The sequence below is a fragment of the Streptomyces sp. NPDC048516 genome (assembly GCF_043199875.1).
In the GTDB taxonomy this organism is placed as follows: domain Bacteria; phylum Actinomycetota; class Actinomycetes; order Streptomycetales; family Streptomycetaceae; genus Streptomyces.
In genome coordinates, this window is sequence record NZ_JBICWS010000009.1 from 141,652 (window position 1) to 162,562 (window position 20,911).

A 20,911-nucleotide genomic window follows, 5' to 3' on the forward strand; every position below is an offset into this window, starting at 1 on the left:
AAGACTTCAGTATTCCGGCCAGCTGCCTCCCTCACTTCCCGGAAATCCGGACTCACGGATCATTGCACCGCCCGCATTCCCGGGCGAGTTCCGCAACTCCTTCTCCGTGTCACGTCGTTGGGCGCCGCGCAGAGCTGATACCTGATCGGTCACCGCCGCGCCTTCGAAGGACCGGGTAGTGCCCGCCGATGGACAACTGCGCCTGTCCATCGGCCCGGAAAGCCCCGCAGACCTCGCATCCGACCCCGAACAGGCCCGTGAAAAGGCCGCTAAGGACAACCGTTGAGTTCCAGGACGCCCACCCCCCACCCCGAGGCCGCACCGCCGGACTCCTCCTCGCAGACCGGCGCCACGGCCCCGGAAGGTGCCGACGCACCTCCGGCCGCCGGTCCCGGCCGCCGCCCCGGCCTCTTGCGTGACGCCTCACTGTCCGCCGTACTGGCAGGCTTCGTGGCCGTCATCGTGTCGTACTCGGGCCCGCTCGTCATCGTGCTCGCGGCGGCGTCCGCCGGGCATCTCGACACCGCCCAGACCAGCTCCTGGGTATGGGCCATCTCCATCGGCAGCGGCCTGACCTGCATCGCGCTCAGCCTGCGCACCAGGATGCCGGTGATCACCGCATGGTCGACACCGGGCGCCGCCCTGCTGGTCACCAGCCTGGGGGCGTACTCCTACGCGGAAGCCATCGGGGCCTTCCTCATCACCGGACTGGTGATCACCCTGGTCGGTCTGACCGGGGTGTTCGGATGGCTGATGCGGCAGGTGCCCGCCGCCGTCGTCTCCGCCATGCTCGCCGGCATCCTGTTCTCGTTCGGCACCGGCGTCTTCACCTCCCTCAAGACCGCACCCCTCATAGCCGGTTCCGTCCTGCTCGCCTATCTCCTGGCGAAGCGGTGGCTGCCGCGGTACGCCGTCCTCGTCGCCCTGGCGGCGGGCGTCCTTGCCGGCGCGGCAAGCAACCGGCTGGACATCCACCTGGACCGGATCCAGCTGGCCAAGCCGGTCCTGACGACCCCGGACTTCTCGCTCGCCTCGCTCGTCGGTATCGCGGTGCCCATGATCCTGGCGACGCTCGCCTCGCAGAACGCGCCGGGGATGGCGGTCCTCACCGCGTCCGGCTACCGGCCCAAGGACCGCCTCCTGATCGGTTCGACGGGCCTGATCTCCACGCTGCTGGCCCCGTTCGGCTCGCACGCCATCAACCTCGCGGCGATCACGGCCGCGATCTGCACCGGCCCCGAGTCCCACCGTGACCCCCGGCGCCGCTACGTGGCCGGAGTCTCCTGCGGAGCGTTCTACCTCCTCATCGGGGCGTTCGGCTCCACGCTGGTGGTGCTCTTCGCGGGACTGCCCAAGGAACTCGTGGCGGCGGTCGCCGGAGTCGCGCTGCTCGGCGCCCTGGCCGGCGGCCTGACCGGTGCGGTGAAGGAGGAGAAGGACCGCGAGGCAGCCCTGATCACCTTCCTCGCCACCGCCTCCGGCGTCACCCTCTTCGGCATCGGCTCCGCCTTCTGGGGACTGCTCTTCGGGGTCATCGCCCATCTCGTCCTGACCCGGTGGCGCGGTACGTCCGAGAAATCCGCCGCCTGACCCGAGCCGCCGTTCACCGGAGGCCGGTGGCGGGCCGGCCGGGCGCTGCAAGCCGACGGGCCGCCGGGTCGCTGGACACCCTCCGTGTCCGGTAGCCCACCGGCCGGCAGGCGCGGTCCCATCCGCCGTACGCAGGCGGGATTACGGGAACGATCAGCCGGAGCCGGAGCCGGAGCCGGAGCCGGAGCCGGAGCCGGAGCCGGGGGCGGAGCCGGAGCCGGGGGCGGAGCCGGAGCCGGGGGCGGGCCCGGTGCCGTCCCGCTTCAGATTCGTCACCTTCTGCGGCAGCCGCCCCGCACCGTCGGCGAGCGGGGGAGCCGAGCCGGGCGCGGTGGTTCCGTTCTTGAGGCTGTCGAGAATGGCCAGCCCCTCGCCGACGATGCCGGAGGCGATCTCATTGATCCCGTCGGTGCCGTTGAGGACGGTGAGCCGGGAACCGGACAGGCCCTCGGCCGCCGCCTTGGCGAGGGCGGGAAGGTTCTCGATGGTGCGATTGGCGGCGATCAGCTCCTGGTTGCCGTCCCGCAGCGAGCCCGCGAGGGCCGTGTTCGCGTCGGCCCGGGCCTGGGCGAGGGTCCGCTCGCTGTAGGCGCGGGCGTCCGCCTCGAAGCGGACCTGGTCACGCTGTGCCTCCGCCAGGGTGCGCAGCCGGTAGGCCTCGGCGTCCGCCGGACGGCGCACCTCGGCCTCCAGTCGCTGGGCGGCGAGCGAGGCCTGCCGCTGGGCCAGCGCGGTCTGCTCCTCGATGACCTCCTGCGAGGCCCTGGCCTGCGACAGCGGGCCCGCTTGCGCGGCGCGGGCGTTGGACTGCTCGGTCTCGGCGAGGAATCCGGCCCGCTTGATCGCGGTGTCCCGCTCGTACTCCGCCTTGAGGGCCGCCGCCTGCTGCTCCCGCTCGGTGGCTTCCTGGTCGGCCTTGGCCTGCGCGATCCGGGCCGCGCTGGCGACCGCCGCGGCGTGCGGGGCGGCGAGATTGGTGATGTAGCCGGAGGTGTCGGCGATCTCCTGGATCTGCAGGGCGTCGACGACGATGCCGAGCTTCTCCATCTCGGAATGGCTGCCGTCCTTGACCTCCTGAGCGACCCGGTCCCGTTCCCGGATGATCTGCTCGACGGTCAGCCCGCCGACGATCGAGCGCAGGTGACCGGCGAAGATCCGGCCCACCAGCTCTTCCATGGTGGCCTGCTCGTCCAGGAAGCGGCGCGCGGCGTTGGCGATAGACGTCTGGTCGTCACCGACCTTGAAGACGGCGACCGCCCGGACCCCGATCCGGATGCCCTGCTGGGTGACGCAGTCCTCGGAGATCTCCGCCTCCCGCAGCGACAGCGCCAGCACGCTCGCCTTCTGTTTGACGGGCATGACCCAGCAGCCATGGCCCGTGACGATACGGAATTGGGCGTCCCCGGTCCGGCGCTTCGAGCCGGAGATCAACAGCGCCTCGTTCGGCGCAGGAACATGCCAGAACAACATCGGAAGGCTCCTGGTCCGTTGCGACCGGCCCCGGCCGGTGTGCGGAGGCGGCCACGGGAAGGGAGTGCTCAGGTGGCCGGCCGCGGTCTTCGGGACGGCCCGGTCACGCGGGCAGCGGCGCGACGATCACCGACCGCGCCGAGGTGTGGTCCACCACGATGACCTGGGTATGACGGGCGATGGGCTCGCGGGACCAGGCGGCGAAGGCTTCGGTCCCGCCGCGTACGGGCAGCAGCACCTCGCCGGGGCCGTCGGCCGGGATGGAGACGGTCACCCGCCCGATCACCCCGATCGGGCTGAAGTCCGTGTCATCCGTCGCGCTCACCCGGGCTCCGTCGCTGGTCAAAGCCGCTGCCGGGGCAAGACCTGGCAGCGGGAATTCCTCGACAACTCAACGGTACTCCGGCCGGGGCGGCGCTTCAGTCCGCGCTGCCGGGGCTGTCGGCCCCGGCACCGGGTTCAGGCGTCCGGGCGAGGCGGAACGGGCCGCAGGGACCTGTTTCCTCGGCGGCGGCAGCACATCTGGCGCGCGATGGGGCCGCAGGGCCGTGAGGGCGGTCTCGGTCTCCTCCATCAGCGCGCGGTAGGAGACCAGCCGCTGCCACTCCGGATCGGCAACCCCGGGCACGGTGGCGGCGCGCTCCGTCCACTGCTTCACCAGCCCGGCGTACACCGGTGTCTGCCGGAGGATGTCCGCGGTGATCCACCGCGGCATCTGCCCGGTGCGGGGGAGGGGGGTTCGTCCGTGGCCTGCGACGGTGCCGGAAGAGGGGTCGCTCATGGCCGTAGAAACGATTCTTCCGCCCTGGGGTCACTGCGTATTTTTACCGCGGCACGTACGTCCGCCGTGAAGGCAAGGGCGTATCTCTCTCGAATATCACCTTATGCAGTGATCTATAGCCGGGAAGCAGTCCAATCCGGGCGAGGAAACGTTGTCGCAGTCATGGAACCGAGGGAGTTGTGGGAGCGCCATGCCGTACTCGCACAGGCGTTTTGCACCAGCGATGACGAGGTACGCCGTACGCAGGGGCTCCTCGACGAGGCCGAGGCCCGCCGCTCGCGGACCCTGGCCGCCTTCGCCGTGACCGTGGGCAGCGACGCGGTGGTGGCGGAGCTGCTCGGCCTGGACGAGCGCGAAGTACGCCTGGCCCGCCGCACGGTGGGCAAGGAGGACGCCCGCGCGGTCGCCAAGAGCCTGCTCGCCCAGACCACGCGCGAGCAGCCCCCCGGCCCGCAGACCGCCACGCCCTCCGCGACACCCCCCACGACACAGTCCACGACGCCCCCCGCGGCGCAGCCCGTGGGCCCGGCAGCGGCGCCGGCTGCTGCCGCCCCCCAGCCTCCCCATGCCCCCCAGCCCCACGAGCCGGCCTGGGCGCCGGCGCTGGACGCGGTCCTGATGAGCGGCTGGCACAGCGGAGTTGACCTCACCGCGCTTGCCACCGAACTCGGGCTCGATGTCCGGCTCCTCGTGGCCCGCGCACAACAGCTCGCCGCCGAAAGCCGGCCGGTGCAGTCGCCGCCGCCGGACCGCACCGGCCGGCACCGCCGGCTGGCCCATCTCCCGCCCGCCCCGCAGCACGAGAGCACCCCTTCGGCCTGGCGCGAGCGACCGCCGCAGCCCCCGCGCGAGCCCTACGAGCAGGAGCCCTGGAAGCAACAGCAGTACCCGAATTACCGAGACCAGCGGGAGTACCAGGACTACCAGGAGCACCAGGACTACCGGGTGTACGAGGAGCATCCGCAACAGCACCCGCAACACGTACAGCAGCATCCGCATCACATGCAGCAGCACCAGCACCAGCACCAGCAACAGCAGAACCAACAACATTCACTGCATCAGCATCAGCAACCTTCACCGCATCAGCAGTATCAACAGGCCTCCCATGCCACCTGGGATGCCAGTGCCATCACCGCCGCCCAGCATGATTGGGACGGCATCCTCAGCCAGTGGGAAGCCACCACCTCCTCCACACCGCCGCTCTCGGCCCCTGGCCAAGGGGGTGTCTGACGAGCCCGGCCGCCTCCCCGGTGCCCGCACGGCGGTTGAGGCACCCGGTGGGCGTGGCGCAGCTGATGCCCCGGGACCGCTTCCAGGGGTGTCCGGGCGTCCGGAGTCCGGCCTTTGGCCTCCGGCCTCGGGCGTCGATTAGAGTGGGCGCCGAGCCGTGACTGGCGCTTGGGTGGAGTACCACCGGGGAGCGGCTCGGCCACTCCTGGCCGGTGCCGCGCGCCTGGGCGATCCGACACGACGCTCAGGAGCACCGATGACCCCGACCGCCCGCCTCATGGACGGCAGCGCACTGGCCCGTCGTATCGTCGAACAGGCCGCGGAACGCGCGGCGGACCTCACCCGGCAGACCGGAACGTCCCCGTGTCTGGCCACCGTGCTGGTGGGTGACGACCCCGCCTCGGTGACGTACGTCCGCATGAAGCGCGCACGGTGCGAGAAGGCAGGGATCCGCTCCCGGCATGTCGCGCTCCCCGCCGCCACCACGACCGCCGAGCTGGTCGACACGATCACCGCGCTGTCGGACGATCCCGACGTCCACGGCATCCTGCTCCAGCACCCGGCCGGGCCGCACATCGACGAGCGCGCCGCCTTCGAGGCCATCGCCCCCGAGAAGGACGTCGACGGCGTCACCTGCCACTCCTTCGCCGCGATGAGCTTCGGCCTGGACGGCTTCGCCTCCTGCACGCCCGGCGGCATCCTCCGCCTCCTGGACCACTACGACGTCGACCTGGCCGGCAAGCATGCCGTCGTGGTCGGGCGCAGCGCGATCCTCGGCAAGCCCGTCGGGATGCTGCTGCTCGCCCGCGACGCCACGGTCACCTACTGCCACTCCCGCACCACCGACCTCGCGTCGATCACCAAGGACGCCGATGTCCTGGTCGCCGCCGTGGGACGGCCCCGGTTCCTGCGCGGCGAACACCTCAAGCCCGGGGCCGTCGTGATCGACGCCGGCTCGAACCCCGGCAACGTCGGTGATGTGGACTTCGACTCGGCGTGCACCCGTGCCTCCCTGATCACCCCGGTCCCCGGCGGCGTCGGTCCGATGACCATCGCCACCCTGCTCACCCAGACCGTGGATGCCGCCACCGCCCAGATGACGAAGACGGCCTGACCGCCGCGCGTCAAAGTTCCGTAAGGGGCCGAAAGCGTCCGCCCGGCCTGCGGTGATCGTCCGTATGATCGCGAGGGTGGTGGTCACTCCGGGCGTGAACGACCATGACGGAGCAGCGAGTTGTCATCGTGGCGGGGGCGGTTCGGGCATCGGTGCCGCTACGGCACGGCTGCTGCGGGCGGCCGGACGCCAGGCGGTGATCTCCGGCCGCCGGACCGAACCGCCGCACCGTCTCGCCGAGGTGACCGGAGCGCCGGCCCATCCCTCCGACGTGACGGTGGCCGACCCCGGCGGCGACGTACCCTCCTTCCGTATCGAGGCACGTGACGGCGCGAAAGGCTGAGGCGACGATGGCAGACACCCTTTACCGGGATCGTTGGATCGAGTGCACCTCCGACGCCCTGCGCATCCGCGGCTACTACTTCCCGTGGGGCACGAAGACCGTCCGCTACCGCTCGATTCGCGCGGTCCGGCGGGTGGAGATCGGCGCCTTCAGCGGGCAGGCCCGGATCTGGGGGACCGCCCATCCGCGCTACTGGGCGAGCCTGGACCCGGGGCGGTTCTCGAAGAAGCACGCGCTGATCCTCGATCTTGGCCGCTACGTCCGTCCGTTCATCACGCCGGACGACGCCGAGGCCGTGGAAACCATCCTTCGCGAGCGGGCGCCCGCACCGCCGGTGTGATCCGCCGGTCCGGCAAGCCCTTGGGGCGGCGCCCTCCCGGGCGGAGGTCAGGCGGTGAGCGCCTGGTTGGCGAGTTCGCGGCGCAGGCGCATGAAAGGGCGCGGGCGGTTGAGGGCGAGTACCGCGGTGGTGCGCCCGTCCCGTTCGTAACAGGCGAGGAAGCTGCGGTCGTCGGGGGAGCCCTCGAGGATGCGCGGGGTGTCGGTGGGCAGCCGCCGGCCGGCGAACTGGAGGCGTACGCCGTACTGGTCGGACCAGAAGTACGGCAGGCTGCGGTGGGTGGCGACGGTGCTGCCGGCCAGCAGGTTCTGCGCGGCGACGGCAGCCTGTTCGGTGGCGCTGGTCCAGTGCTCCGCGCGCACGCCGTTCACCCGGGCGACGTCGCCGACGGCCACGACGGCGGGCAGCGGGGTGACACAGCCCGCGTCGCACCGCACGCCGTCGTCGAGCGGCAGTCCGGAGTCCGTCAGCCAGCCGGTGCGGGGGCGCACCCCGATGCCGATGACGACCACCTCGGCGGGGAGCAGCCGGCCGTCGTTCAGTTCGACCCCGGTGACGCGGTCTTCGGTGCCGCCGCTGTGCAGCCGGGCGACACCGGTTCCGGTGAGCAGGGTGACGCCGTGGTCCCCATGGAGGGCGGAGCAGATCTCGGCCATGGCGTGGCCGAGTTGGGGGACGAGGGGGAGCGGGGCGGCCTCGACCACGGTGACGTCATGGCCGAGGGCGGCGCAGGACGAGGCGACCTCGGCGCCGATGAAGCCGCCGCCGATCACCACGACCCGGGCCGGCGACGAGGACAGATCCGCGCGGAGCGCCTGGGCGTCGTCGAGGGTGCGCAGGGTGTGGGCTCCGGCGGGCATCGGGCCGGGGAGGAGGCGTGGGGTGGCGCCGGTGGCGAGCACCACGCCGTCGGTGGTCAGGGAGCGGCCGCCGTCGAGCAGCACCGTGCGCCCGCCGGTGTCGAGCCCGGTGGCCCGGGTGCCCAGCAGCCATTCGGCATCCAGCTCGGCGATCTCCTCGGCGTCGGCCAGGGCGAGTTGACCCTGGTCGGTGGTGGTGCCGGTGAGGAAACCCTTGGACAGCGGGGGCCTGTCGTAGGGGCGGTGGCACTCGTCCCCGACGATCACCAGGCGGCCGTCGAATCCCTTGGAACGCAGGGCCCGGGCGGCGTACAGACCCGCCAGCGAGGCCCCGATGACAGCGACCGACTTCATGCGGCGGTGCCCTCCTCGGCGGCGTGTTGGACGTAGATCATGCCGTCCTGGACGGTCACGGGGTGGGTGCGCACCGCCCGGCGGGCGGGCAGGCAGGTCGCCGCTCCGGTGCGCAGGTCGAAGGAGGCGGCGTGCAGCGGGCATTCGACCAGACACCCTTCCAGCCAGCCGTCGGACAGCGAGGCGTCCTGGTGGGTGCAGGTGTCGTCGATGGCGTAGAGCTGCCCGTCGGCGTGGAAGACGGCGATCGGCGGTGCGGTGTCGATGCGTACGGACTCGCCGGTCGGCAGGTCGGCGAGAGGGCAGACAGGAATCACAGGACCCCCCTGTTACTGTTCGGTATCATCGAGTTTCGCGGTGCGCACGATGAAGCGCTATGCGCAACAGAATCCCGATGGCAGGCGGATGCGTCAAGCGCTCCCCGGAATTGCCGGAACCATGCCGCGGTGCCGGAGCCGCGGCGTCGTAAGTCCGTTGCCAAGAGGGCGGGTGTACCCCTTGACGCTGCCGATCCGGCGTTCCCACTATGTCTCTCATCGCGCAACCAGTCGTGCACTGCGCAACACTGAGGGGTAGGGCATGCCACACGAAGTCCGTGCCGTCGTCGCGGCGGCACAAGGCGCACCCGTCGAGCTGCAGACGATTCTGGTGCCGGATCCCGGCCCCGGAGAAGTGCTCGTCGCCGTACAGGCCTGCGGGGTCTGCCACACCGACCTGCACTACCGGGACGGTGCGATCAACGACGAGTTCCCCTTCCTGCTCGGCCACGAGGCGGCCGGTGTCATCGAGGCGGTCGGCCCCGGCGTGACCGCCCTGGCCCCTGGCGACTACGTCGTCCTCGCCTGGCGGGCGCCCTGCGGCACCTGCCGGTCCTGCCGTCGCGGACGGCCCTGGTACTGCTTCGACTCCGGCAATGCCACCCAGCCGATGACCCTGCGGGGAGGCACCCCGCTCGCCCCCGCGCTCGGCATCGGCGCGTTCGCCGAGAAGACCCTGGTCGCCGCCGGGCAGGCGGTCAAGGTCGACCCCCATGCCCGCCCCGAAGCCGCCGGCCTCATCGGCTGCGGAGTGATGGCCGGGTACGGCGCGGCCGTGCACACCGGCGCGGTGGGCAGCGGAGACACCGTCGCCGTCATCGGCTGCGGCGGCGTGGGCAACGCGGCGATCGCCGGTGCGTCGATCGCCGGTGCGCGCCGGGTCATCGCGGTCGACATCGACGACCGGAAGCTGGACGGCGCGACCCGCTTCGGGGCCACCCACACCGTCAACTCCCGTGGTACGGACCCCATCGAGGCGGTGCGCGGACTGACCGGGGGCCATGGCGCGGATGTGGTGATCGACGCGGTCGGCCGCCCCGAGACCTACCGGCAGGGGTTCTACATGCGCGACCTCGCCGGGACCCTGGTCCAGGTCGGCGTCCCCGACCCGGACATGCGTATCGACCTGCCGCTGATCGATCTCTTCTCGCGCGGCGGCGCCCTGAAGTCCTCCTGGTACGGCGACTGCCTGCCCAGCCGCGACTTCCCCGTGCTCATCGACCGCTACCTCAGCGGACGGCTCGACCTCGACGGATTCGTCACCGAGACGATCGCCCTGGACGAGGTGGAGTCCGCGTTCGACAAGATGCGCGACGGCCGGGTACTGCGCTCCGTCGTGCTCATCTGACGGCGTCCCACCCACCGCCGACCACCCCTACCAGCAGGAGGAGGGTCATGTCCCGCACGCCCGCACACCCATCCCGTGTGGTTGTCATCGGTGCCGGCATCGTCGGCTGCTCGCTCGCCGACGAGCTGACCGCCCGTGGCTGGACCGAGGTCACCGTCCTCGAACAGGGCCCGCTGCCGGCCCCCGGCGGCTCCACCTCGCACGCCCCCGGCCTGGTCTTCCGGACCGGCCCGTCCAAGACCATGACCGAGTTCGCCGCCTACACCGTCGAGAAGTTCGGCGCCCTGGAGGTGGACGGGCTGTCCTGCTTCAACCAGGTCGGCGGCCTGGAGATCGCCACCACCGAGGCCCGCTGGGCCGATCTGCACCGCAAGGCCGGACTCGCCGCCTCCTGGGGCGTACGGGGTGAACTGCTCTCCCCGCAGCAGTGCAAGCAGCTGTGGCCCCTGCTGGACGAGACCAGGCTCTACGGCGGCTTCCACACCCCCGACGACGGGCTGGCCCGCGCGGTGCCCGCCTGCCGCGCCCAGATCGCCCGGGCCGAGAGCCGCGGCGCCCGCTTCCTGGAGCGGCACACCGTCACCGGCATCGAGCGGGAGGGCGGCCGGGTCACCGGCGTCGTCACCGACCGCGGCACCTTCCCCGCCGACCACGTCGTCTCGGCCGCCGGCTTCTGGGGCCCGGTGATCGGCGCGATGGCCGGGGTCGACGTACCGCTGCTGCCACTGGCCCACCAGTACGCCACCACCGAGCCGCTGCCCGAGCTCGCCGGCGTCAACGACCCCGGTGAGGCGAGCAAGCCGATCCTGCGCTTCCAGGACCGCGACCTCTACTTCCGTGAGCACCACGACCGGCTCGGCATCGGCTCCTACGCCCACCGCCCGATGCCCGTCGACCCCTTCACCGTCCCCGCCTTCGACGAAGCTCCTGTGATGCCCTCCTCGCTGCCCTTCACCGAGGACGACTTCGCCCCGAGCTGGCAGGACAGCGTCGGACTGCTGCCCGCGCTGGCCGACTCGCGGGTGGCCGAGGGCTTCAACGGCGTGTTCTCCTTCACCCCCGACGGGATGCCGGTCCTCGGCGAATCCCGCGAACTGCGCGGATTCTGGCTCGCCGAGGCGGTCTGGGTCACCCACTCCGCGGGCGTCGCCAAGGCCGTCGCCGAGTGGATGACGGACGGCCGGCCGGGATGCGACATCCATGAGTGCGACCTCTACCGCTTCGAGGACGCCCAGCGCTCGCCCGCCTACATCGCCGACCGCGGCGCCCAGAGCTTCATCGAGGTCTATGACGTCATCCACCCGCTGCAGCCCATGGAGCAGCCGCGGCCGCTGCGCACCAGCCCCTTCTACCCGCGGCAGCAGGAGCTCGGCGCGTACTTCCTGGAGGCCGGCGGCTGGGAGCGCCCGCACTGGTACGAGGCCAACGCCCCGCTCGCCGAGGGGCTGACCCTTCCCGAGCGCGACGCCTGGTCCGCCCGCTACTGGTCGCCGATCGCCGCCGCCGAGGCCAGGGCCACCCGCGAAAAGGTCGCCCTGTACGACATGACCCCGCTGCGCAGGCTGGAGGTCACCGGGCCCGGCGCCCTCGCCTTCCTCCAGCGCATGACCAGCAACAATCTCGCGAAGAAGCCGGGCGCGGTCACCTACACCCTGCTCCTGGACGAGACCGGCGGCATCCGCTCCGACCTCACCGTCGCCCGGCTGGCCCCCGACCGCTTCCAGGTCGGTGCCAACAGCGCATCCGACCTCGACTGGCTGCTGCGGCATGCCTCGGAAGGGGGCCCCTCCCGCTCCAGCGAAGCCGAGAGCGGGGGAGTGCAGATCCGCGACATCACCTCCGGCACCTGCTGCATCGGCGTCTGGGGCCCGCTCGCCCGTGACCTGGTGCAGCCGCTCACCCGCGACGACTTCTCCCACCAGGCCTTCGGCTACTTCCGGGCCAAGCAGACCCACCTCGGCCATGTCCCGGTCACCGCCATGCGTCTCAGCTATGTCGGCGAGCTCGGCTGGGAGCTGTACACCACCGCCGACCTGGGACTGCGACTGTGGGACACGCTCTGGGAGGCCGGTCAGGAGCACGGGGTGATCGCCGCAGGCCGCAGCGCCTTCAACAGCCTCCGGCTGGAGAAGGGTTACCGCTCCTGGGGCCATGACATGACCACCGAGCACGACCCGTACGAGGCCGGTGTCGGCTTCGCCGTCCGCCCCGCCAAGGGCGACTTCCTCGGCCGCGACGCACTGGAGGGCCGGAGCGAGGAGACCGCGGCGCGCAAGCTCACGTGCCTCACCCTCGACGACCCCGAGGCCGTCGTCCTGGGGAAGGAACCGGTCCACGCCCCCACTCTCGACTCCGCCCGAGCGGGAGGTGCCCCCACCGGCAACCCCGTCGGCTATGTCACCTCCGCCGCCTACGGTTACACCCTCGGGCGGGGCATCGCCTACGCCTGGCTGCCGGCCGCCGCGGCATCCCCCGGAACCCCCGTCCACATCGAATACTTCGGCGAGAAGATCCCCGCGACAGTCGCCCAGGAACCCCTCTTCGATCCGCAGATGGAACGCATCCGCACGTAGCCGCCCTCCGTTGGTGCACCGGTGATCCGCTCGTCCCCCGTACGCAGAAGGAGCAACCGCATGGCTCCCACCTACGACGTCATCGTCCTCGGCCTCGGCGGCATGGGCAGCGCCGCCGCCCACCATCTCGCCGCCCGCGGCGCCCGGGTCCTGGGCCTGGAGAAGTTCGGCCCGGTGCACCACCGCGGCTCCAGCCACGGTGGCTCCCGTATCACCCGGCAGTCCTACTTCGAGGACCCTGCCTACGTCCCGCTGCTGCTGCGCTCCTACGAGCTGTACGAGAAGCTGGAGCGGGACACCGGCCGCGAGATCACCACCCTCTGCGGCGGGGTGATGATCGGCCGCCCCGACAGCCGCACCGTCGCCGGCAGTCTGGAATCCGCCCGCCGGTGGGACCTCCCGCACGAGATGCTCGGCCCCGAGGAGATCCGCCGCCGCTTCCCGACCCTCACGCCCGCCGAGGACGAGGTCGCGCTGTACGAGGCGCGGGCGGGCCTGGTCCGGCCGGAGTACACCGTCGCCGCGCAGATCCAGCTGGCCGGCCAGGACGGTGCCGAGCTGCACTTCGAGGAACCGGTCACCCGCTGGGAGGAGCTGCCCGGCGGTTGCGGGGTCCGCGTCCACACCCCCGAAGACACGTACACCGCGGGCCAGTTGGTGATCTGCCCGGGCGCCTGGGCACCCCAGCTGCTCACCGACCTGGGTGTGCCGTTCACCATCGAACGGCAGGTCATGTACTGGTTCGCCCCCGACGGCGGCACCGCGCCCTTCGTCCCCGAGCGGCACCCGATCTACATCTGGGAGGACGACCGGGGCGTCCAGGTCTACGGCTTCCCGTCGATCGACGGCCCCGGCGGCGGCGCCAAGGTCGCGTTCTTCCGCAAGGGCACCGTCTGCACCCCGGAGACCATCGAACGCACGGTGCACGACCACGAGGTACGGGCCATGGCCGACCAGATGCGCCCCCGTGTCCCCGCCCTCCCCGGCCGCTTCCTCAAGGCCGCCACCTGCATGTACTCCAACACCCCCGACGAGCACTTCGTGATCACCCGGCACCCCGCCCACCCGGAGACCGTGACCGTCGCCTGCGGATTCTCCGGACACGGCTTCAAGTTCGTCCCCGTGGTCGGCGAGATCGTCGCCGACCTCGCGCTGACCGGGGCCACCGCGCACCCCATCGAGCTGTTCGACCCCCGCAGGCCCGCCGCGGCCGCTTGAGGAGACCGTCATGACGACCACTCACACCGAGACCGCCCCGGCCCCGGCCACCCCGCCCGCGGCCGGCGCCTCCCCGAGCCTGATCGCCACCCTCGCCGGCCACTACTACACCGACCCCGGCATCTTCCGCCAGGAGCAGGAGAAGATCTTCGAGCGGCTGTGGTTCTGCGCGGTCCGCAGCGCCGACCTGGGAAGGCCCGGAGCCTTCCGTACGGTCCGGATCGGCCGGGAGAGCGTGCTGATCACCCGCAACCGCGCCGGGGACTTGCGCGCCTTCCTCAACATCTGCCGGCACCGCGGCGCGCAGCTGTGCACCGAGGAGTCCGGCGAGGTCCGCCGCAACCTGCAGTGCCCCTACCACGCCTGGACCTACGACCTCGACGGCCGTCTGGTGGCCGCCCCCAACCTGCAGAGGATGCCGGACATCGACCGCACCGAACGCGGTCTGGTCACCGTCCCGCTCCGCGAATGGCTCGGCTACGCCTGGGTGTGCCTGGCCGATGAGCCGCCGTCCTTCGAGGACACCGTGATCGGCGCGGCCGTCGAGCGGCTGGGTGACGCCGCCTGCCTCGACCGCTACCGCACCGAAGGGCTCGCCCTCGGCAAGCGCCTGACCTATGACGTGCGCGCCAACTGGAAGCTCATCATCGAGAACTTCATGGAGTGCTACCACTGCGGCACCATCCACCCCGAACTCACCGAAGTCCTCCCGGAGTTCGCCGACGGATTCGCCGCCCAGTACTACGTCGGCCATGGCGCGGCCTTCTCCGAGGAGGCCACCGGATTCACCGTGGACGGCACCGAGGGCTTCGGCCGGCTCCCCGGTATCGAGGACACCCAGGACCGCCGCTACTACGCGATCACCGTCCGGCCGCAGGTGTTCGTCAACCTCGTCCCGGACCATGTCATCGTCCACCGGATGTTCCCGATGGCCCCCGACCGCACCGTCGTCGAGTGCGACTGGCTGTATCTGCCCGAGGTCGTCGACTCCGGTGCCGACCTCTCCAAGTCCGTCGAGCTCTTCCACCGGGTCAACTCCCAGGACTTCGAGGCCTGTGAGCGCACCCAGCCCGCGATGAGCTCGCGCGCCTACCGTGCCGGCGGGGTGCTGGTGCCCAGCGAGCACCACATCGGCGCCTTCCACCACTGGGTCACCGACCGCCTGGCGGGAGAGGACGCCTGAACTGCTCTTCGAGGGCCGCTGAGGGGCCGCGCGCACCGGGCGGGCGCGGGAGATCACCTCTGGGGCGGCGACCATGTTTCCGATGCCGCGAGCCTAAGGGTTGTCCCGTGATCCCTTGATCCCTGGCGGGCGCACGACGCCCACTACGGCATCTGGAGGTCCGGGCGCGGCGCTGTTCGCGGAGCGGCCTCGTGCACCGTGCGCCTGCGCCCGTTCCCCCGGCCCGCCTGGGGAACGGGCGCCCTGAGCTCGGGCCATATGGTCCGACCACACCCTCTGTGTGACATAGTTTTGCCAAGGGAGCACGGGGCCGAGCCGGGGAGTGGTGGATGTCTGCCGAATGGCGACCTGTGCGGCAGTCGCGCACACATGAGCTCGTGCTGGAGCGTATCGAGGAACGGGTGCTCACCGGAGAGCTCAAGGCCGGGGACCGTTTGCCGCCCGAGAGAGAGCTGGCACCGGTGCTCGGCGTCAGCCGGTCCGCGCTGCGCGAGGCGCTGCGGGTGCTGGAGACGATCGGGGTGCTGGTCGCGCAGGCGGGCCGTGGGCCGGACGCGGGGGCGCGGATCGTACGCAACCCGGACGACGCACTGGGCCGGCTGCTGCGCCTGCACTTCGCTCTGGGGAGCTACAGCCTGCACGACGTGCTGGAGGCCCGGGTGGTGCTGGAGCGTTCCAGCTTCGAGGCCGCCGCGGAGCACGCTTCGGTACAGGACCTCGACGAGGCCGAAGCGCTCCTCGCGCGTATGCAGGAGCCCGAGGTGGGGGTCGTCGATTTCAACGACCTGGACACCCGGTTCCATGTCGCCATCGCCCGTAGCTCGGGCAATCAGCTCACCTCCACCCTCACCTCGGCCGTACGGGAGTCGGTGCGTCCGCTGATCCTGCGGGCGCTGGAGACGGCGGAGGACTGGCCGGCCACGGCGGGTGCGCTGAACGCCGAGCACGCCGAGCTGCTGCGTCTGGTGCGTGCGGGCAAGGGAGCGAAGGCCGCCGACCTGGTCGAGGCACATATCCGTGGTTTCCACGGCACATTGGTCGACGAGAAGCCCCAGGCGGACGAGGCGGACGAGGCGGACGAGGCGGACGAGGCGGACGAGGCGGACGAGGCGGACCGGGAAGCCCGGGAAGGCTGAGCCGTCCGGGCGAAGGCCCGGACCCGTAGGCGAAAGCCGCGTCAGGGCCGGCGCCTGGGGTGACCCCACCCCAGGTCGACCCACCCCGCCCCTTCTCCTTCCTCCCCGTTTCCCTACGGCAGCATCCAGGACGGCACCGGCAGCGACTGGAGCGCGACCAGGACGCACAGCACCGCCAGCATCGCGACGCTGTACCCGGCGACCTTGCGCAGCAGGATCCGCTCGGTGCCGGGCTGTTCCACCGCGGTCGCCGCGATGGTCAGGTTCTGCGGGCTGATGAGTTTGCCGACGACTCCGCCGGTGGTATTGGCGGCCACCAGCAGGGTCGGGTCGATGCCCACGGCCTTTCCCGCGGTCTGCTGGAGCGTGGCGAACAACGCGTTCGACGAGGTGTCCGAGCCGGTGACGGCGGTGCCGAGCCAGCCGAGGACCGGGGAGAGCACGGCGAAGAAGCCGCCGGTGGCGGCGAGCCAGGTGCCGATGGCGAGGGTCTGGCCCGACTGGTTCATCACGTAGCTCAGGGCCAGGACGGTGGCGACCGTGGCGATGGCGGTCCGCATGTTCCGCACGGTGCGCCCGGCGCAGACCAGGCCCGTGCGCGCGGTCATCGGGAAGCGGTCGGAGTCCTTTGCGCGGCTGTAGATCAGCATCACGAGGAGGCCGGAGAGGATCAGCAGGGAGCCGGGATTGGCCAGGATCTCCAGCTTGTAGACCGCGCTGCCCGCGGGGGAACCGTCGGCGGCCAAAAGATTCCCGTACAGGCCGGGCCAGTTGAGCTGGAGGGTGGCGGCACCGAGCAGCCGGGGGATGTCGAGTCCGCCGATGCGGAGCTTGGCGAGGGCGAAGACCGCGATCACCAGGAGGTACGGCAGGACGGCGAGGCAGACGCGGCGGCCGGTCAGCGGTTCGGCCTCGACCCGGGAGCGCTGGTCGTCCGGCGTCGTGGGGGACCAGAAGCGCAGCATGACCACGGCGGCGCCGAAGCCGGCGAGCGCGGCGACGACATCGGTGAGCTCGTACGCGAAGTGGGCCGAGCACCAGAACTGGGCGAGGGCGAACACCGCCCCGGTGACCAGGGCGATGGGCCACAGCTGCCGCAGCCCGCGCCGTCCGTCGACGAGGAAGAGCAGCAGCAGCGGGACGAAGAGGGCGAGCAGCGGGCTCTGACGGCCGATCACGCCGGCGAGGTCCCCGGCCGGTATGCCGGTGAGCGTGCCCGCGGTGGTGATGGGGATGGCCATGGCGCCGAAGGCGACGGGTGCGGTGTTGGCGACCAGGACGGTCACGGCCGAGGTGAGTCGCGGCAGGCCGAGCGCCATCAGCATGGCGGCGGTGATCGCGACGGGGGCGCCGAACCCGGCGAGGGCTTCGAGAAGCCCGCCGAAGCAGAACGCGATGAGCATGGCCTGGATGCGCAGATCGCCGCGGCCGACGGAGTTGAAGGAGCGGCGCAGGTCCTCGAAGCGGTTGCTGACCACGGTGAGTTCGTAGAACCAGATGGCCGAGACCACGATCAGCATCACCGGGAAGAGGCCGAAGGCCAGACCCTGGGCGGCGGAGAGTGCGCCGAGCCGCAGGGGCATCCCGTAGCCGAGGACCGCGACCAGCAGCGCGGCCAGCAGGGCGCCGAGGGCGGAGTGCAGCGCCGGGCGCCGGGCCGCCATCAGCAGCACGAAGAAGGTCGCCAGGGGGACCAGCCCCAGGAGGGCGGTGGCGGTGAGGCTGTCCCCGACGGCGGCCACGTCGGGGGTGTAGGCCGCCAGGACGGCGGGTGGTGTGGTGGCCACGGAGTGCTCCTCATCGAGTCATCGAGTTCTGCGCGCCGTCCGTCCGGTCGGAACCTCCCGTGCCCGGCGAGAGCGGCGCGCCCGGTGGCTGAGAATCGGCCCTCAGTAGCCCATTGAAGATGTCGCATGTCAATAAGGTCGGACCAAACTCCGCCCTTACTTTTCTCTTCGGTCCGGAGCGCGTATGGTCGGACCATAAGCGAGGGAGGCTCCATGCGCATCGCGCTCTTCGCCACCTGCCTGGGAGACACGCTCTTCCCGGAGGCGGTGAAATCCACCGCGGTCCTGCTGGCCCGTCTGGGGCACGAGGTGGTGTTCCCGCCGCAGCAGACCTGCTGTGGCCAGATGCATGTCAACACCGGCTACCAGCGGGAGCCGGTGCCGCTGGTGCGGAACTTCGCCGAGCAGTTCGGCGACCCGTCGATCGAGGCGGTGGTGATGCCGTCCGGGTCGTGCGCGGGCTCGGTCCGCCATCAGCACGAGACCGTCGCCGCACGGTACGGGGACGCCGCGCTGCGCGCCGGGGTCGCCGCCGTGAAGGCCAAGACGTACGAGCTGTCCGAATTCCTCGTCGACGTGCTCGACGTGACCGACGTCGGCGCGTACTTCCCCCACCGCGTGACCTACCACCCCACCTGCCACTCCCTGCGGATGCTGCGGGTGGGCGAGAAACCGCTGCGGCTGCTGCGCGCCGTCGAGGGCATCGACCTGGTGGAACTTCCCGAGGCCGACGCATGCTGCGGCTTCGGCGGCACTTTCGCGGTCAAGAACGCCGGCACCTCCACCGCGATGCTGCGGGACAAGATGGACCACATCGCCGGCACGGGCGCCGAGGTGTGCACAGCGGGCGACTCGTCCTGTCTGATGCACATCGGCGGCGGCCTCTCCCGCATCGGGGCCGGTACGCGAACACTGCACTTGGCGCAGATCCTCGCCGCCACCCGCACCGCGCCCCACGCCCTGACGGAGGCCGCCCGATGAGCATTCCGACCGGCCCCTCGGCGCGCGGCACCTTCCTCGGCATGCCCGCCGTGCCCCCGCGCTCCCCGTACGGGACGGGCCATCTGCGGGGCGAGCGCACCTTCCCCCGGGCCGCCCACGACGAGCTGGGCAACGAGCAGTTGCGCCGCAATCTGGGCAAGGCCACCCACTCCATCCGCGCCAAGCGCCTGGACGTCACCGGTGAACTGCCCGACTGGGAGGCACTGCGCGACGCCGGCTCGGCGATCAAGACCGACACCATGAACCGGCTGCCCGAGCTGCTGGAGCAGTTGGAGCGGAAGGTCACCCAGCACGGCGGCACCGTCCACTGGGCGCGCGACGGCATCGAGGCCAACGAGATCGTCACCCGGCTGGTCCGGCGGACCGGCAGCGACGAGGTCCTGAAGGTCAAGTCCATGGCCACCCAGGAGACCGGCCTCAACGAGCACCTGGAGGGCCAGGGCATCACCGCCCTGGAAACCGACCTGGCCGAGCTGATCGTGCAGCTCGCCGACGACCGTCCGTCGCACATCCTGGTCCCCGCGATCCACCGCAACCGCGACGAGATCCGTGAGATCTTCCTCCGCCGGATCCCCGGCGTCGATCCCGCCCTGGACGCCACCCCCGCCGGACTGGCCGCCGCGGCACGCACGTATCTGCGTGAGAAGTTCATGACCGCCAAGGTGGCCGTCTCCGGTGCCAACTTCGGGATCGCCGAGACCGGCACCCTGTCGGTGGTCGAGTCCGAGGGCAACGGCCGGATGTGCCTGACCCTGCCCGAGACGCTGATCACCGTCATGGGCATCGAGAAGGTCCTGCCGCGCTTCCAGGACCTGGAAGTCTTCCTCCAGCTGCTGCCGCGCTCCTCGACCGGCGAGCGGATGAACCCGTACACCTCGCTGTGGACGGGCGTGACGCCGGGCGACGGCCCGCAGGAGTTCCACCTCGTGCTGCTCGACAACGGGCGGACGGCGGCGCTCGCCGACACGATCGGGCGCGAGGCGCTGAACTGCATCCGCTGCTCGGCCTGCCTCAATGTCTGCCCGGTGTACGAACGGACCGGCGGCCATGCCTACGGATCGACCTACCCCGGCCCGATCGGCGCGGTGCTCACCCCGCAGCTCGCCGGTATGCACGCCGCCAAGGACGACCCCAACAGCTCGCTTCCGTACGCCTCCAGTCTGTGCGGGGCCTGCTTCGACGCCTGTCCGGTGAAGATCGACATACCGTCGCTGCTGGTCGAGCTGCGCCACCAGCACACCGAAGAGTCCGGAACGACCGCGGAGAAGCTGGCGATGAAGGCCGCGGCCGCGGTCATGAAGCAGCCCAAGCTGTTCACGGCCGCACAGAAGGCGGCGGGGCTCGGGCGCGTGGTGGCGGGGCGGAGCGGCACGTTCTCCCGTCTGCCGCCGCCGTTCCGGGGCTGGAGCGACAGCCGCGACACCCCGGCCCCGCCCAAGCAGTCCTTCCGCTCCTGGTTCGCCTCCGCCGACGGCGCGGCCGCGATGCGGGCGGCGGCGGAGGACGGCGCCCGGCACACCGATGACGATCCGCAGGAGGCACAGTGACCGCGACCGCACGGGAGACGGTGCTGCGACACGTCCAGGACGCGCTGGCCCGCTCCGACCGGCCCGAGGCGACCGTCCCCCGCGCCTACCGCACCGGACGCGCCCTCCCCGACGGCGAACGGCTCGCCCTCTTCGCCGACCGGCTCGTCGACTACAAGGCGCAGGTGCGCACCTGCACGGCCGGCACCACCGCGGCGGTGGTCGCCGAGGCGCTGCGGGCACATGGCACACGGCGGATCGGGGTCCCTGCGGGGCTCGATCCGGCCTGGCTGGCCGGGTGGGACGGGGAGGTCCGCACCGACTCCCCGGACGTTCCGGCGCCCCGGCTCGACGTGCTGGACGGGGTGGTGACGGCCTCCGCGGTCAGCTGCGCCGAGACCGGCACGATCTTCCTGGACGGCGCCGCGGCGGACCAGGGGCGGCGCGCGCTCACCCTCGTCCCCGATCTGCACGTGTGTGTCGTCGACCTGTCGTCGGTGCGGACCGGCGTGCCGGAGGCGCTGGCACACCTCCGGCCGGAGCACCCGATCACGCTGATCAGCGGCCCCTCGGCCACCTCCGACATCGAGCTGGAGCGGGTGGAGGGCGTGCACGGCCCGCGCACCCTGGAGGTGGTGATCCGCACCGACGTATGACGGGACGCATGGCGTCCCGTCAGGAACGGTGAGCACGGGGCGTCGTGGCGGGCACCCACCATGTAGCCTGCGCATACGTGTTG

At 71.5% G+C, this 20,911-nt stretch carries 18 protein-coding genes, 1 pseudogene and 1 riboswitch; of the genes and pseudogenes, 13 read left to right on the top strand and 6 right to left on the bottom strand.

All coding sequences use genetic code 11. The annotated features are described in order from the left end of the window. Window positions 1-282 precede the first annotated feature (282 nt). Window positions 283-1,590 carry a benzoate/H(+) symporter BenE family transporter gene (locus ACGFR7_RS19715; protein WP_393320545.1) on the top strand — a complete coding sequence of 436 codons (1,308 nt, stop codon included), beginning with the start codon at window positions 283-285 and terminating at the stop codon, window positions 1,588-1,590. A 153-nt stretch (window positions 1,591-1,743) separates the two neighbouring features. Here ACGFR7_RS19715 and ACGFR7_RS19720 read toward each other — a convergent pair whose 3' ends face one another. From ACGFR7_RS19720 to ACGFR7_RS19730, 3 genes are all read right to left on the bottom strand, one after another. Continuing rightward, on the bottom strand, window positions 1,744-3,060 hold the full coding sequence (locus tag ACGFR7_RS19720; protein ID WP_393320548.1) for an SPFH domain-containing protein: 1,317 nt from the start codon (window positions 3,058-3,060) through the stop codon (window positions 1,744-1,746). Between the two features lie 103 nt (window positions 3,061-3,163). Next, window positions 3,164-3,385 (bottom strand): hypothetical protein, encoded by a 222-nt coding sequence (locus tag ACGFR7_RS19725; RefSeq protein ID WP_350249346.1) that lies wholly within the window; start codon window positions 3,383-3,385, stop codon window positions 3,164-3,166. 66 nt (window positions 3,386-3,451) lie between these two features. Further along, window positions 3,452-3,841, bottom strand: a complete 390-nt coding sequence (locus ACGFR7_RS19730; RefSeq protein ID WP_393320551.1) for a hypothetical protein — start codon at window positions 3,839-3,841, stop codon at window positions 3,452-3,454. A 162-nt stretch (window positions 3,842-4,003) separates the two neighbouring features. Here ACGFR7_RS19730 and ACGFR7_RS19735 point away from each other — a divergent pair, with 162 nt between their 5' ends. The 4 genes and pseudogenes from ACGFR7_RS19735 (at window position 4,004) to ACGFR7_RS19750 (ending at window position 6,868) form a co-directional block, all read left to right on the top strand. After that, window positions 4,004-5,071, top strand: a complete 1,068-nt coding sequence (locus ACGFR7_RS19735; protein ID WP_393320554.1) for a hypothetical protein — start codon at window positions 4,004-4,006, stop codon at window positions 5,069-5,071. A 147-nt stretch (window positions 5,072-5,218) separates the two neighbouring features. Further along, window positions 5,219-5,307, top strand: a riboswitch (ZMP/ZTP riboswitch). 20 nt (window positions 5,308-5,327) lie between these two features. Next, a complete protein-coding gene (locus ACGFR7_RS19740; protein WP_393320557.1) occupies window positions 5,328-6,185 on the top strand; it encodes a bifunctional 5,10-methylenetetrahydrofolate dehydrogenase/5,10-methenyltetrahydrofolate cyclohydrolase in 858 nt (285 codons plus the stop codon). A 104-nt stretch (window positions 6,186-6,289) separates the two neighbouring features. Beyond that, window positions 6,290-6,474 (top strand): annotated as a pseudogene (locus ACGFR7_RS19745) (SDR family NAD(P)-dependent oxidoreductase); the annotation flags it as partial. A 61-nt stretch (window positions 6,475-6,535) separates the two neighbouring features. Next, complete coding sequence (locus ACGFR7_RS19750) at window positions 6,536-6,868, top strand: hypothetical protein (RefSeq protein WP_393320559.1); 333 nt, start codon at window positions 6,536-6,538, stop codon at window positions 6,866-6,868. A 47-nt stretch (window positions 6,869-6,915) separates the two neighbouring features. On the opposite strand, the gene ACGFR7_RS19755 is transcribed toward ACGFR7_RS19750, so the two are convergent. Then, window positions 6,916-8,082 carry an NAD(P)/FAD-dependent oxidoreductase gene (locus tag ACGFR7_RS19755; RefSeq protein WP_393320561.1) on the bottom strand — a complete coding sequence of 389 codons (1,167 nt, stop codon included), beginning with the start codon at window positions 8,080-8,082 and terminating at the stop codon, window positions 6,916-6,918. Then, window positions 8,079-8,399 (bottom strand): bifunctional 3-phenylpropionate/cinnamic acid dioxygenase ferredoxin subunit, encoded by a 321-nt coding sequence (locus ACGFR7_RS19760; RefSeq protein ID WP_393320564.1) that lies wholly within the window; start codon window positions 8,397-8,399, stop codon window positions 8,079-8,081. The genes ACGFR7_RS19755 and ACGFR7_RS19760 overlap by 4 nt, the downstream gene beginning before the upstream one ends. A 262-nt stretch (window positions 8,400-8,661) precedes the next feature. Here ACGFR7_RS19760 and ACGFR7_RS19765 point away from each other — a divergent pair, with 262 nt between their 5' ends. From ACGFR7_RS19765 to ACGFR7_RS19785, 5 genes are all read left to right on the top strand, one after another. After that, the gene (locus ACGFR7_RS19765) at window positions 8,662-9,747 is read left to right on the top strand and encodes an S-(hydroxymethyl)mycothiol dehydrogenase (protein WP_393320567.1); all 1,086 of its coding nucleotides are present in this window, start codon (window positions 8,662-8,664) and stop codon (window positions 9,745-9,747) included. Window positions 9,748-9,794: 47 nt separating this feature from the next. Next, window positions 9,795-12,320, top strand: coding sequence for an FAD-dependent oxidoreductase (locus tag ACGFR7_RS19770; protein WP_393320570.1), 2,526 nt, complete (start codon window positions 9,795-9,797; stop codon window positions 12,318-12,320). 60 nt (window positions 12,321-12,380) lie between these two features. Further along, complete coding sequence (gene solA, locus ACGFR7_RS19775) at window positions 12,381-13,538, top strand: N-methyl-L-tryptophan oxidase (protein WP_393320573.1); 1,158 nt, start codon at window positions 12,381-12,383, stop codon at window positions 13,536-13,538. A 10-nt stretch (window positions 13,539-13,548) separates the two neighbouring features. Further along, entirely contained in the window at window positions 13,549-14,721 is a 1,173-nt protein-coding gene (locus tag ACGFR7_RS19780; RefSeq protein ID WP_393320576.1) for an aromatic ring-hydroxylating dioxygenase subunit alpha, read from the top strand. Between the two features lie 329 nt (window positions 14,722-15,050). Then, entirely contained in the window at window positions 15,051-15,857 is an 807-nt protein-coding gene (locus ACGFR7_RS19785) for a FadR/GntR family transcriptional regulator (protein WP_393320578.1), read from the top strand. A gap of 113 nt (window positions 15,858-15,970) precedes the next feature. Here the strand turns inward: ACGFR7_RS19785 and ACGFR7_RS19790 are convergent, their stop codons facing one another. Beyond that, window positions 15,971-17,644, bottom strand: coding sequence for an L-lactate permease (locus tag ACGFR7_RS19790; protein WP_393320581.1), 1,674 nt, complete (start codon window positions 17,642-17,644; stop codon window positions 15,971-15,973). A 213-nt stretch (window positions 17,645-17,857) separates the two neighbouring features. Between ACGFR7_RS19790 and ACGFR7_RS19795 the strand changes: the two genes are divergently transcribed. The 3 genes from ACGFR7_RS19795 to ACGFR7_RS19805 are packed head-to-tail and all read left to right on the top strand — an operon-like array spanning window position 17,858 to window position 20,828. After that, complete coding sequence (locus ACGFR7_RS19795) at window positions 17,858-18,625, top strand: (Fe-S)-binding protein (protein WP_393320584.1); 768 nt, start codon at window positions 17,858-17,860, stop codon at window positions 18,623-18,625. After that, window positions 18,622-20,193 carry a lactate utilization protein B gene (locus ACGFR7_RS19800; RefSeq protein ID WP_393320587.1) on the top strand — a complete coding sequence of 524 codons (1,572 nt, stop codon included), beginning with the start codon at window positions 18,622-18,624 and terminating at the stop codon, window positions 20,191-20,193. Before ACGFR7_RS19795 ends, ACGFR7_RS19800 begins: the two co-directional genes overlap by 4 nt. Next, window positions 20,190-20,828, top strand: coding sequence for a lactate utilization protein C (locus tag ACGFR7_RS19805; RefSeq protein ID WP_393320590.1), 639 nt, complete (start codon window positions 20,190-20,192; stop codon window positions 20,826-20,828). Before ACGFR7_RS19800 ends, ACGFR7_RS19805 begins: the two co-directional genes overlap by 4 nt. Window positions 20,829-20,911 lie beyond the last annotated feature (83 nt).